We start from the raw sequence: 12,141 nt of genomic DNA, 5'->3' as shown, positions 1-12,141 counted from the left end.
GGTTCTAGATCTGCGTGCGGGGCGAGAGCATTCGCCAATGAAGTGGTTGGCGATCACGTTGACGGTCGCAATCTTTGCGACTCCCGCGTACGCCGCAGGGACGATTAGCAACGCCTTGTCCGCACGCGAAGCGGGACGCGGCGGAACCAATCTCGGCTTCGGCGACAATGGCGTCTTGCTGCATGACAATGCCGCAGGGATGCAATCTCTCTTTGGTGATTGCCGTTGCAGCGATTGCCGTTGCAGCGATTCGTACATCGATATCGGTGGCGTCGGACTGTTTACCGACTTGTCCTACTCCGACGACGACAACCCCACCACCGACGCGGCCGACAATCCTACTGGACTTGGCTATTTCATGATGGCTCGCCGCTGGAACGAAGACATCGTGCTGGGTTTTGGCGCGTTTGCACCTGCCGGATTTGCATCGGACTACGATTTGCAAGGCGCCGCCTCGCTACCCGGGACGCACACCTACAAATCCTTCGGTGCTTTGGTTCGCATCTTGCCCGGGATCTCGGTTCGCATGACCGAACGCTGGACCGTCGGGGCCACGCTTGGCACGGCGGTTAGCCATGTTGAAATCGAAGGACCGTATTACTTGAATTCGGGACCGCTCCGTGGCACCCCCACCCTCTTGGATATCCAGGCCACCGGGGCAGCCCTCTCTTGGTCCTGCGGAACCCAGTACGCTGTGAGTGATCGCACGACGATCGGTGTTCACTATCAAAGCGAAAACGAATTTAAATCGGATGGCAAAGCAGCGGTCGACATCACGCCATTGGGGCGTAGCTACTATGACGTCGAGTTTGGTTTAACCTGGGCGCGATCGGTGGGCGTCGGGATCATGCACCAAGTCGATTCCTGTCAGCGGATCGGGTTGGATTTCGAATGGGAAGATTGGTCCAGCGCCTATGACAACGCGAATCTCGTCTTTACCAATCCAACCAATCCCGTTTTCGCGACGGTCGCAGGCCCGAAGATTGACGAGGTTTTTCCCTTGCGATGGAAAGATGCTTTGATCGTCAGCACCGGATACGAACGCGATCTCGATGATCATCGATCCGTTCGCTTGGGATATCGTTATCAAGACAATCCCATTCCCGCGGCAACGAGCTCAACCTATCTGCAGACCACACTGCAGCATCACTTTTCGGCGGGCTATGGATTCAAGCACAGCGGTTGGGAGATCGATACGGCGTATCAATTCGCCTTTGCACCGGACGTGCACACCGGGACAAGTGCTTATCCCGGTGGTGATTTTTCCAATGCCACCGTCTCGACGCAAACGCACATGGTGTTTGTCAGTGCGATGCGTCGATTCTGATCGCAGGCATTCTGAACGCGTCCGTTTCGAACAGGTTAGTTTCGAACGGGGGCATTAAGATTGCCGCAGCACGATTATCGTTTGGTCATTTCCATGACCACGACGTTCTCGTTGACTTCGGCGACCACACGGATCTCTTCGACCGTGGATTGGACGATCTTGTCAGCCAATTTCAACATGTCACCGCGGCTGCGGTAAATGAGATGCCAATCCATGAACATTTCCATGTAGCCAACGTCGCGAATCTCAGGCAAGAAGTTCGCAATCACCAGCTTGCCACCGGGGCGGACACAATCGAACAGATTGGCGGTCAAACGCATCGCGGTCGAATCGGCCAAATAGTCGTACAATCCCGTCGTGTAGATCAAGTCAAACGAGCCGAGATCGAGATTCCCGGTCAGCATTTGGCGAATATTGGCGGTCACGGGATCGATTCCGTAGCGTCCATAGCGAGTCTGGATCTCGTCGAGACTCTCGGCATCGGCGTCCATCGCGACAAACCGGTCGAAGCGGTTGCGACGGACGGCCACCGACAAACTCGCTTCGCGAAGATGTCCCGCCGCGACGGCCAAGACCTCTTGCCCACTTTTTTGGCGAGCCATCTTGTCCAACAGTTCCGCAACATAACAGCGTCGTTCACGCACGCCAGCGGATGCGGGGGCTGCGGTGGTGTAATTAAACACGGCTGAACCGACATGGTTTGCTGCGGGGCGTTGCCAGTCCTCTTCGCGACCGTAGATGTAGTCCATCATCACCGCGTCACCCGCATAGCCACGCGGCTTATTGAACGCTCGCGAGGTGAACGGGTCTTGATGAACCAACTGGCAAACGGGATGAATTCGCCCCTGTTTGATGAATTCGGCCCATTGGTCTTTGGACGATTCGTGGCGGATGTCACGCAGTTCGTGGAACAAAACGTCCACGGCGTCTTCAATCGCGTCGCTGTCCGATGCAGGCGAAGCCAACACCGAGTTCACATGATCCAATAAGGTCTTGAGATACGCGGCGCTGTTTTTTGTCGGAGACGGTGTCGTCTCGCTTTTGGCTTGTGTTGAGTGTACCACGTCCGATGGTCGGACACGTTTACGAAAATCCTGTGACATCACGTTCATGATGCGTTTGCCCCTACGAAGAAAAAAGAGAATAGCCAGCGAAAAGATGTAGTGGTTTAAACCATGTAGGTTCAAAACATACTCGCGTCGCCAACAGGTTGCGAGCAATATTCCATAGCTGCGGAAACTGTCAAGTTGATGCAAGGAGTTGTTCGCGGCTCGCGTAGAAAAGGGGCACGTTCCGGTTGTAGCGTCCAGGAAAGCTGGTTTGCGCGTCGCGCAAACTTGAATTTGTAGCGGATTTTCTTTGCAAACAACTCTATTGACTAACCGCTACGACCGTCAGAACAGGCCTTGCGGGTCAGCGCATTCTTGCGCCTCCTATGCGCGTTGGCACGCCTTAGGGTCCTGCTGCAGAAGGGGTCGGTTGCCCTGCGAATTATGCTGAAAAAAAGTTCTATTTCAGCTGTAAAGACCGCTTGAACTCGGTTTGTGATCTAGGCTTCGGCAGGACGCGGCGCAAACACCCTCATTCATTTCGCAAACGGTTTCATCAGAAACCCATTGTTTGGGGAGTGGTTTCGCAGCAGTTCCTAGACATGGCTACTTACTAAACGGTTTCGCTGTCACACGACGATCACCCCCTTCCTTTTCAGGGATGACCGTTACAGACCTCGTTGTCATCAAGCTCGGCATTGTCCGGCTACGTCTCCACCGACATCACATCCATGATCACTGTTCCGATTCCTCTGCCCGAATTAAGCGACTATGCGGCGATCCAAGCCGTAGAGGATCACGGATCCGTCAAGAGTTGTCGTGTGCAGTCGTACGCGTTAGGGGATGTCTATCTGGCCGAATGGATTGATGCCAAGGAAGCCTCGGCCGAGCGGTTTGCATCACTTCGTTTGGAGTGGCAAAACAATGTTCGTGAGCAGCCACTCGGAAGTCTGAAACAGCGAGAATTTCACGATCATTCGCGTCGTTTGACTCGCGTCATCGACGTGCCTCGCGGCACTCCCTTGAAACAACATCTGTTAGGGCGTCCGTTTGACCTGCAAGAGACACTGAAGACCGCCATCTCGTTAACGGCGTGTCTGCAAGATTGGCACCGCATGTCGCGGGTGCACGGTTGGCTGAGCCCGCAGAACGTTTTTCGTGATTCACACAATCAGGTAGAACTGCGTGACGTTTCGGTGTTAAACGTTCTCGCACAGCAGGACATCCTTGCCTTTCCGGTGGAGGATCTTGTGTTCATTTCGCCTGAATCGAGTGGCTTGCTGTCGCGAATGATCTGTCCCGCCTCGGATTTGTACTCGGTGGGCGCGATCGTCTTTAGCATGTTGTCAGCGCGAGCACCGATCGAAGCCGACAATGCGAGCGATTTCTTTGATCATCAACTTTGTCTCGAGCCGCCGCGGCTACGTGAACTTGGGTTGCGTGTGCCAGCGGTACTCGATGACTTGGTCGTCCGTTTGTTACGGCGCGATCCTCGGGATCGTTACGAGACCGCATCGGCATTGCTGTACGATTTGCAGTCGATCGCCGAGCGACAAGCCTCGCCAGAAGCAACGAAAACGTTTGCGATTGGGACACGTGACATTCGTCCCGAGTTGGCCGAAGCCTCTTTGGTCGGCCGTGACGCCGAGCTGGATACGATCCAAAAATCGATGCTGGCGTTACCGGAAGGTCACGCCCAGTTACATGTGGTTACGGGGGCGGAAACCAGCCATCGCCGCGTGTTTGCCGACGAGCTGCTGCTGCGGGCAAAAGCGGAAGGATTGTTTGTGTTTCGTGGGGGGGCGAGTTCGTCGACAAACCCTAAGCCGCTACAGTCACTTGATACGGTGCTGTCGGCCATCGAACTGCTCTGTCAAAAACAGCCCGAACTCGCGGCTCGGCTTGCCGCAAGTACCAAGAATCATGCCGCCACGCTGCGCGAGTTGTGGCCGGGGCTTGCCCCGTTGTGGCCAAGTTCAGCGGACCATACGGGACCCGAAGCCTACGGCAGCCAGCGAGCGGCGATTGCATTGGCCGAGGTGTTTGCTGCGCTGGCCAAAGAACCTGGCGGTGTGGTGCTGCTGTTTGATGACCTCGACATTGCCGATGACCTGAGCCGCACCGTGATCCGTACGATCATGGACCAGGTGGCGTTGGCACCGGGACATCGCATGTTGTGTGTCGTTACCGGTAATTCGCCTGAATCGTTAAGCATGACACCGGGCGGTGCCCCGATTCGACTAGGCCGTTTATCCGCCGAAGCGTTGGAATTGCATCTCGAATCGACTGCCGGGAAAATCTCCGAATCGATTAAGAGCTCGATCATCGATGTTGCCGATGGCAGTGTGACGATGGCATCGGCATTGTTGCGACGGATGATTGATACAAAAGTGGTGTCGCTTTCCGAGGATGGCTGGGTATCCAGCGGACAATTGATCGAAGCGTTGCGGGGCGACGAATCGTTTGCGGAATTGTTGGACCGGCAAGTCAACGCGTTATCGCATCACTCGCTGCGAATCCTTTCCTCCGCCGCCGTGATCGGCCAACAATTCCACTTGGACATGCTGACCGCGGTGACCGGCGTCCCCTACGCGGACGTGCTGCAGGTCGTCAACGAGGCATTGGGCCGACGCATTTTATGGCGTGAAACGCGGCCCGGATGGTTTTGTTTCGCCAATGATCCGATCCATCAACAGCTTCGTAAGCATCTTGATCCGGTTGAACACCGCGGCATCCACAAGCAAACGGTGGCCTATCTGTGTCAACATGATCCCGAGAATCTGTACGATTTAGCGTTCCATTATGATGCCGCCGGTGAAGGCGAGCTCGCGCTCACGACATCGCTCCAGGCGGCTCGAGCGGCACGTCAACGATTTTCGTTGACGGTGGCTCAAGATCAGCTCGAGATCGCTAAACGCTGGTTTTCCAGTGACGATCGGGAAACCGGACTCGAGATCTTTGAGGGACTCGGGACGATCCATTTGCTTGCCGGACGCTACAACCAGGCTGCGGACCATTTGTACGATGCGTTGGAATTGGCTGACACGCCCTTGGAACGCGCCAGGATCCAACAGCAGATCGGCGAGGTGGCGTTCAAGCGTGGCCGCTTTAACGAGGCCGCTGCCCAATATGAACAAGCGTTGGCGGTGACCGGGATCCGAGTTCCAGGGAACTTTGTTACGATGTTTTGTGGGCTGATCGCACAGATCTTCTTCCAAGTCATCCATAGCTATTTGCCCGCACGCTGGATCGCTCGCAATGCATCGTTGTCCGAAATCGACTGCTTGCGACTCGAATTACTCAGCCGTCTTTCTCGCGTCTATTGGTTCAGTCGCCACACGCTGTGGACGCTGGGCAATCACTTGCGTTCGTTAAACGAAGCCGAGCGGTTTGTGCCCTCGGGGACCCTCGCTGCGTTCTACAGCGAACATGGACCGGTGATGAGTTTGCTGCGTTGGTTCAAACGCGCCAACCGATACGCCGAGCGATCATTGGCAATTCGCACCTCGCTAAACGATGTGTGGGGACAGGGGCAAACGCATCATTATCATTGTGTGGTGATGTTGGCCGAGTGTCGTTTCGATGACGCCATCGCGACGAGCAAACGTGCGGTCGATCTTTTGCGGCAAACCGGGGATGTTTGGGAAATGAACATGGCTCGCTATCAAGCGGCCAACGCGTATTATCGCATCGGGCGTTATGCCGAAGCGGCTGAAATGGCTTCGCAAATGTTTGAATCGGGCCGTCAAATCGGTGACCGACAAGCGACCGGAATCAGTCTGGATGTGTGGGCGCGTACCACACCGCAAACACTTTCGTTGTCGCTTGTCTTAGAAGAGGCTGCGAGGTCGCGTCCCGACGCCCAAAGTCACGCACAAACGCAGCTTGCATTTGCAGTGATGCTGTTGCATCACAACCGAGTCGATGAAGCGGTGGTGGTATTGCAGGATGCGATCAAACGCTGTGAACAAGCTGGACACCTTAATACGTACATCTGCCCCTGCTATGTGTGGTTGGGCACCGCGATGCGTCGTCAACTTGAATTGATCGATCGTCGTGATGGCCGTCGCTTCCGCAAACAATTGCGGCGGACGCGTTTGGCGTTGCACAAAGCAGCGACCTTGGCACGAGGATTTCCCGCCGATCTTGCCCAAGTTCGCCGTGAAATCGCCATTTGCCATCTGATGCGTGGCAACGTTCGTCGTGCGGCAAGACAGCTTCGATCCAGTTTGAAAGCTGCCGTGCGGTTGTCGCAAGCGGTCGAAGAACGCGACTCGCTGCAGTTGCTGCAAGCGTTGTACGAAAGCGAAGCGGACTATTTCGGAGCGTTTCCAGAAACGCTCTCGTTACGACTCGCCGAGCTCAAGCAACGCTATCCCTCCAGCAGCGATGAGGCAAAGGTTTCTGGATTAACGTCGACGAACTTATCGTTGGCGGATCGTTTCGTGACGGTCTTGAAATCAGGCCGTCGGATCGCCCAAGCACTCTCGGCAGATTTGGTTTATGCCGAAGCCAGCGAGTCGGCTCGTCGTCTGTTGCGTGGCCAACATGTCGATGTTGTCACGATCCATCAAAACCTCAGCCAACTCGTGTTCAAACCTTGGAACGGCAAGGATTGTGAACCCTCCTGCTTGCGACGGACCGAGGCAAACGAGAAATTGATTCGAATGGCCGTGCAAACCAATCAAGCTGTTTGCTTGGATTATGATGCGAGTAATGTCGGCGGAGGCAGTGGAAGTGCGATTGCCGCCCCGATCGCGTTTCGCGGAGATCCGGTCGCCGTGATCTTGGTCACTCACCTCGAATTAAAAGATTTGTTTGGAGCGGACGAAAGGCGGATTGCGGACTTCGTTACCACGTTGGCGGGTGCTGCTCTGGAAAATGCAGACGGATTCCTGCGTCTGCAGCAGATGAACGATACGCTCGAGCAACGCGTGTTGGAACGAACCAAGGCCGCCGAAGATCGTGCCGGCCAACTTTCCAATAGCAACGAACAACTTCGTGCAACCGAAGAACAATTGCGACGCGCTATCGCACAAGCCAACACGGCAAACGAAGCAAAAAGCCGGTTTTTGGCAACGATTAGCCACGAAATACGGACGCCGCTTAATGGTATTCTCGGCATGACCCGGCTGGCTCGCGGTGCATCGAGCGATCCAAGACAAACCGGATACCTGGAAACCGTCGAAGAGAGTGGCCAGTCGCTGCTAACGTTGATCAATGACTTGCTCGACTTCTCGAAACTCGAAGCCAACAAGATGGATTTGGAACGGATTCCGATGGATTTCGAGCGTTTGGCCGGCGAGGTCAGCCGTTTGATGGCCGCGTCCGCTTGGCAGAAAGGAGTCGAGTTGGTGTGTGATGTCGACCCACACCTGCCCAAAGCGATTCTCGGGGACCCCGCTCGTCTGCGTCAAATCATCATGAATTTGATTGGCAACGCGATCAAGTTTACCGAACAAGGCTACATCTCGCTGACCATCACGGCGCTGAGTGTCGATGAGGGTGTGGACCAATTGTCCATCGAAGTCCAAGACAGTGGTATCGGAATTCCGTTGGAACAACAGGGCAAAGTGTTCGAATCGTTCTCGCAGGCCGACAGCAGCACAACGCGGCGATATGGTGGCACCGGACTTGGGTTGGCCATTTGTCGTGAGCTCGCCGAACGAATGCAAGGCACGATCGAATTGCAGAGCGTCGTCGGTGTGGGAAGTACATTTAACGTCTTGTTGCCGCTGGAACTCGCCGACGAGCAACCACACATGCAGCCCTGCCCTGTGCTCGGCAATCCACGGGTGGCGATCATCGAGCCTCTGGATGCATCAGCGCGAGCGATCGAGTCGGCGCTAGGCTCGATCGGTGCAAATGTCCAAGTGTGGCCGTGCCGTTCGGAGTTTGGCGAATGGCAATTTGATGAAAACTTCTTTGATTACACTTGGGACTTGGTCATCTTTGGTTGCGATAAGATCGAAAGCCTTGCCAATCGATGTGCTGAGTTAAACATTCCGTGCTTGTTCCTGCTGCCTGCCCATGTGACGCTGGATGCCCAGCGTGGCGAGTGGTCGGCGGAATTGCGGAAACCTGTACTTGCGAGTGATCTGCTCGCCACGACCACCGCGTTATTGCGTCGTGATCCCGAGGTTCGCTGGACGGGGCCGGCGGATGCTGCATCGAACTCGCAGTCGCAGACGGTAAAGGAGCAGAATCCGCTGACCGAGCCCGAAGCTCATTCAATGCGGCGGAAACCAAATGTGCTCAATCATCTTTCGTCTTCCCGTTTGAACGATTCTCCAACCCAACCGCCAGTACCGCAGGGCGAGGATTCGTCCGCTTCGGCGATGCGTATTCTGGTCGCCGAAGATGGCGTGATCAATCAGGAAGTGATCATGGGGATTTTGGAGATGAAAGGCTACGAGGTCATCGTGGCTAGTGACGGAGTGGAAGCGGTTGAGTTGGCAAAACGACATGCCTTCGATATCTGCTTGATGGATGTCGACATGCCACGCATGGATGGAATCGATGCAACCAAGTTGATTCGAGAACAGGCAAGTGAGGCATGCAAAAAACTTCCCATTATCGCGATGACTGCCCACAGCGACGATCAAATTTGGGAAGCCTGCGAGGCCGCCGGAATGAACGGCTACCTTGCCAAACCGATCCAGCCCGAGACACTGTTCGAGATGATCGATCGTCACGGTGCCACGGCGACCGTCGATTGTTAATTGTGCCGTCAGCTCAGCCGAACGCCGTTTGACAGAGCTGGCTGAAATGTAACGCAACAGCAATAAACACTCGTCATCCGGGTCGCAAAATGCCCACGGAAACGATTGTTATGCCGCCAAATTCGACCCGACGTCGGTGCGATAAGCACTCCACGCTGGCAAAAATCCGGCAAACAAGGCCAACGCAATCACCAGCGGTAATACTGCAATTTCGTAAGTGCTGGTGGTGAACAAGCTGACTCGTACCCCTGTTTGTGCTTCGATGTAACCGCTCGAGCTCCAGATTGCGAAGTGCGCGAGGAACCATCCAAGTACTCCACCGACCAAGGCGATGATCAAACTTTCGGCCAGGATAATGACGGTCACGGTTTCGCGACGTGCCCCCAGGGCCCGCATCACCGCGATGTCGCGACGACGGTCGTTCATCGAGTTGTAAATCGCCACCAACACGCCCACCGCTGCCACGACGCAGGTGATCAAGGTGATCGCCAGCAACGCTTTGAGTAGCGGCCCGACGATCGCTGACATCAACTTGGCGATCTCACCCACCGGGGCTGCGGCTTGTGATTGTAGCCCTTCGTTGATCGTGTTTTGCATCCCTGGTGCAAACATTAGATTGCCATTGCGAATCAAAATCGAAGTCACTTCGCGTTGCGGAATCACCAGCGGTTTGTGCTCGGGGTCACGCTGTTGCCAATCCGCAGGTTCTTCGATGATTTCGTCTCCCTTGAGTGGTTTGGCGTGGTTGTCAAGCAAGTAGAAGCCTTCGAGATTCACAAACGCCGCGCGGTCGTTAGGCGTTCCCGTGGGATCGAGGATGCCGACAATTTTGAATCCTTGCCCGTGACCTTCGCCCTCGGGATCGCCGTGGGTTGGGAAAAATTCTTCGCCTGCGTGTTTACCCATTTCAGCGGCGACACGCGAACCCAGCACCGCTTCGAAGTAGCCGTTTTCGGCACTGAATTCCTGTAGCGCTCGGCCTTCGGAGAACGAAAAGGGTTCGTCGACGTCGGGGCCATGCCGTAGTTTTTCAAAGAATTCGGGGGTGGTGCCAACGACGCGAAATTCGCCGTAGTAATCGCCCAACGCCAACGGAATCGCATAGCCGCCCGCCATGTAGCCGGCGTAAATGCCATCGCGTTCACCCAGCGCCGGATCGCCACCATAGTCACGCACCATCTCGGCGCGTTCGGCTTGACCAAAAAACTCCATGTACTCGGTAAAGGGGAGGTTCTCGATCGGTTGGCTCAAGTAATAAACACTGTTCAGCGTCAACTGCAACGCACTGCCTTTGGGGCCAACGACTAAGTTGTAACCGACCGATGCGTTGCGAGTGAACGCTTCGCTGATGATCCCAAAAATGGACAACACCAACACCACTAAACCAACCCCCAACGCTAGCGACAGCGTCGTGAGGGCACTGGACAAGGAACGATGGCAAAAATTACGCCAAGCAATTTGAATCAAAGACATGCGTCTGGGGGGCTTTCGGTGGATCTCGAGTGCGGGCGACGGTCTAGCGAACGATGGGCGACGGCTAGCGGACGATGGGCGACGGACTATTGGCTATTGGCAAAAGCTCGATTGATCTCTTCGAGTTTGTCGATTCGATCAAAACGCTCGGCCACATGCATGCTGTGGGTGACCATCAACATCGCAATGTTTTCCTCGCTGCACGAGGTGCGAATCAAATCCAATACGTTTTCCGCGCTAACGGGGTCCACGTTCGCGGTCGGTTCATCACACAGCAATAGTCGCGGTTTCCCCGCCAACGATCGCGCGATCGCGACACGCTGTTGTTGCCCGACACTCAATTGGCTCGGACGATAATGGGCACGATCGGCAAGCCCAACACGGTCCAACAAATCCTTGGCACGCCCCGAGTCGGTGTTGCCATGTCCAAAGGTCATCCCCAACCGCACATTTTCAATCGCCGTAAACGCGGGCAACAGATTGAACGTTTGGAAGACGTAGCCGATCGTGGAGGCGCGAAAACGGTCGCGACCTTGTTCGCTGAGCCGCGTCAGTTCGGTCCCCGCGACTCGAATCGACCCCGAGTCGGGAACCAATAACCCCGCGATCAGATGCAGCAGCGTGGTTTTTCCACCTCCACTTTCACCGATCAAGGCGACCTGTTCGCCCGCGGCGATTTCAAATTGGGGGACATCCAGCACCGTCAATCGACCACCACCGGGTTGGTCAAAAGTCTTGGTCAGATCCGAGATCCGTAGCGTCGTATCAACGTTAGACATAGTCGAATTGTTGGGGATGTTTCAGGTTTTGAAATTCAAAATGTTTTAGCCGCGTCGCATTGCGCGTTGCAAACCTCGATCGCTATCACGCTTTTTGAGGGTTTCGCGTTTGTCGTGCAGTTTCTTTCCTTTGACCAATCCCATCACACATTTGGCGATGCCACGCGAGTTGAAATAGACACGCAGTGCAATCAAGGTCAGTCCCCGCTCGTGCGCCCGGCCAGCGAACTTGTCGTATTCGCGGCGGTGAACAAGCAGTTTGCGAGGACGGCGGGGATCATGGTTCCACATCCCCGCGTTCTTGTAATGGGCAATGTCGCTGCCAATCAGCCATAGCTCGTTGTCTTTGACGCGGATATAGGCTTCGTCCAGCGACATTTTGCCATCCCGCATCGACTTCACTTCGCTGCCGATCAGCATCAGTCCACACTCCACCGAATCGAGGATCTCGTAGCGATGTCTCGCTTTGCGATTCTCGGTCACAATGGTCATCGTTGGCTCGGATTTTTTACCCGCAGCCTTTTTTTTCGTTTTCTTGTTTTTTGCCATAACGAGGCGAATTGTACCGCCAAGCTGCGAGTTAGCGCAGCCGGGCATCGATTATCCAGGGCACATCCACTTTTCCTACAGAACGACGGGATTTTGTGCACTGCGGTAGTGCCCACCTCGCGTGACCAATCGCCCGTCGTCTACTACAATGCGAACGATAACCCGATTTGGTTCATTCGTTCCACCGATCCCCCTACGTCCATGGCATTTCGATTACCTGTCGTCTCTGACCCTGAAATTCC

At 55.2% G+C, this 12,141-nt stretch carries 6 protein-coding genes; 2 read left to right on the top strand and 4 right to left on the bottom strand.

Annotated features, from left to right (window positions below; translation table 11 throughout):
• Window positions 1–1,327, top strand: a 1,327-nt coding sequence (locus tag ABX962_RS17760) for an OmpP1/FadL family transporter (RefSeq protein ID WP_372721377.1), incomplete at its 5' end; no start/stop codon positions are given.
• A gap of 74 nt (window positions 1,328–1,401) precedes the next feature.
• On the opposite strand, the gene ABX962_RS17755 is transcribed toward ABX962_RS17760, so the two are convergent.
• A complete protein-coding gene (locus tag ABX962_RS17755) occupies window positions 1,402–2,439 on the bottom strand; it encodes a class I SAM-dependent methyltransferase (RefSeq protein ID WP_372721376.1) in 1,038 nt (345 codons plus the stop codon).
• 668 nt (window positions 2,440–3,107) lie between these two features.
• Between ABX962_RS17755 and ABX962_RS17750 the strand changes: the two genes are divergently transcribed.
• Window positions 3,108–9,098: an ATP-binding protein gene (locus ABX962_RS17750; protein WP_372721375.1), complete on the top strand. Its 5,991-nt coding sequence runs from the start codon at window positions 3,108–3,110 to the stop codon at window positions 9,096–9,098.
• A 108-nt stretch (window positions 9,099–9,206) separates the two neighbouring features.
• Here ABX962_RS17750 and ABX962_RS17745 read toward each other — a convergent pair whose 3' ends face one another.
• The 3 genes from ABX962_RS17745 to smpB form a co-directional block, all read right to left on the bottom strand.
• Window positions 9,207–10,571 (bottom strand): ABC transporter permease, encoded by a 1,365-nt coding sequence (locus ABX962_RS17745; RefSeq protein WP_372721374.1) that lies wholly within the window; start codon window positions 10,569–10,571, stop codon window positions 9,207–9,209.
• Window positions 10,572–10,657: 86 nt separating this feature from the next.
• Window positions 10,658–11,350 (bottom strand): ABC transporter ATP-binding protein, encoded by a 693-nt coding sequence (locus ABX962_RS17740; RefSeq protein ID WP_339938888.1) that lies wholly within the window; start codon window positions 11,348–11,350, stop codon window positions 10,658–10,660.
• 45 nt (window positions 11,351–11,395) lie between these two features.
• Window positions 11,396–11,899: an SsrA-binding protein SmpB gene (gene smpB, locus ABX962_RS17735; RefSeq protein WP_339938886.1), complete on the bottom strand. Its 504-nt coding sequence runs from the start codon at window positions 11,897–11,899 to the stop codon at window positions 11,396–11,398.
• Window positions 11,900–12,141: the final 242 nt, after the last annotated feature.

The organism is Novipirellula sp. (assembly GCF_041583735.1).
GTDB lineage: Bacteria > Planctomycetota > Planctomycetia > Pirellulales > Pirellulaceae > Novipirellula.
The sequence above is the reverse complement of the archived record's forward strand: the minus strand, read 5'-3'. Positions and strand labels throughout refer to the sequence as shown.

Coding starts and splice junctions, on each gene's coding strand:
- ABX962_RS17755 (WP_372721376.1), bottom strand. CDS start 2,439: ATGAACGTGATGTCACAGGATTTTCGTAAACGTGTCCGACCATCGGAC.
- ABX962_RS17750 (WP_372721375.1), top strand. CDS start 3,108: ATGATCACTGTTCCGATTCCTCTGCCCGAATTAAGCGACTATGCGGCG.
- ABX962_RS17745 (WP_372721374.1), bottom strand. CDS start 10,571: ATGTCTTTGATTCAAATTGCTTGGCGTAATTTTTGCCATCGTTCCTTG.
- ABX962_RS17740 (WP_339938888.1), bottom strand. CDS start 11,350: ATGTCTAACGTTGATACGACGCTACGGATCTCGGATCTGACCAAGACT.
- smpB (WP_339938886.1), bottom strand. CDS start 11,899: ATGGCAAAAAACAAGAAAACGAAAAAAAAGGCTGCGGGTAAAAAATCC.